General features: G+C 64.1%; 1 protein-coding gene. It reads right to left on the reverse strand.

What is annotated here, in order from left to right:
• Nucleotides 1-9: 9 nt before the first annotated feature.
• Complete coding sequence (locus ACK1U9_RS18020) at nt 10-1251, reverse strand: SfnB family sulfur acquisition oxidoreductase (RefSeq protein WP_025337316.1); 1242 nt, start codon at nt 1249-1251, stop codon at nt 10-12.
• Between the last annotated feature and the right edge of the window lie 296 nt (nt 1252-1547).

Genomic DNA, 1547 nt, shown 5'->3' on the forward strand with positions numbered 1-1547 from the left:
GCCCACAAATCAGATCCAGGAATGCCGTGCAGGCAAGGTGCCGTTGAGGTGGTATGCGCCAACCGCGTGGTACTTCCAGCGCACCGGGTCATGCAGGGTGTGCACCCGGGCATTGCGCCAGTGGCGGTCGAGGTTGAACTCGGCGAGGGTGGCGCGGCTGCCGGCCAGCTCGAACAGCTTTTCGCTGGCCTGCAGGGCAATCTCGGTAGTCAGCACCTTGGCCTCGGCCACCGCGATCGAAGCTCGCGCCGCGCTTGCAGCATCGATCGGCGCGGCGTTGACTTCGTCGAGGACTCGCGCGGCCTTGCGCAGCAGCGCTTCGGCGGCGTGCAGCTCGAGCTTCAGGCGGCCAATGTCGGCGATCACATAGGGGTCGTCGCTGGCGCGGTCGACCTTGGCCTCGATCCATGGCCGAGCCTTTTCGCGCACGAAGCTGATGGCGTCTTCGATCGCCGCTTCGGCGATGCCAGCATCGATCGCCGCCTGGATCAGCTGCGAGGCAGCGCCCTGGATGTTGGGAATGTCGCGCTGGCGCCAGTTGTCGATCACCAGGTCGGCATCCACCGGTACCTGGTCGAGCAGCACGGTGCCGCTGGCAGTGGTGCGCTGGCCGAACCCGGACCAGTCATCGACGATGCGCAGCCCCGGGCTGCCTCGGCGCACGAATGCCAGGCGCTGGCGGCCTTCGTCGTCCAGTGCCTTGACCGCCACCCAGTGGGCGAACAGGGCACCGGTGGAATAGAACTTCTCGCCGCTGATGCGATAGCTGTCGCCGACGCGGGTGATCCTGGCCTTGAGGGTCAGGGTGTCCTTGGTGCCGCGTTCGGGGCCGGCATTGCCGATGCGCCAGCCATCGAGCACGCTGCGGAAGATCACCGCCTGCTGCGCCTCGGTGGCAGTCAGGCGCAGCAGTTGCAACATGCCGAACTGGTTCTGCGGGATCTGCCCCAGGGCCGGGTCTGCGGCGCTGATCAGACGGAACACTTCGGCCACGGTCTCGAATGACACATCGGGGCCGCCATGGGCCTTGGGAACGCTGATGCTGCCCAGGCCGCTACGGGTGAACAGTTCGATCTCGGCCCATGGCAGTTTGCGTTGCTGGTCGCGGCGGGCGGCCTGCTCGCGGGCGACCTCGGCCAGTTCGCGGGCCGCTTGCAGGGCTTCAGCGTCGTTGCGCAGTACCTTGGCCGGCAGCAGCAGGGGCGAGCTGTCGAGATCGCTGTGGAATTGGGTATTGGGTTGGCTGGACATCAGTACCGCTCCTTGGCTGCACTCAATGCCCTGGCGTTACGCACTGGGGTGATTGTGATCCTGACCATTCCTGACCTCACAAAAAAGTAGTGCCGCTACAGCTGATCGCGACAGATATGTGCTGGTCCGGTGGTCCGGTTTATATACCCTAATGCTTTATAAAAAGTTTATGAACTAACTCTTTGGAATATGTATAGAAGGGGGATTTTGCTGCGGATGTGCCGGCCTCTTCGCGGGCACGCCCGCTCCCACAGGTACAGCACAGCTCTTGAAATCGGTGCCACACCTGTGGGAGC

Source organism: Pseudomonas sp. XP1, assembly GCF_053557675.1.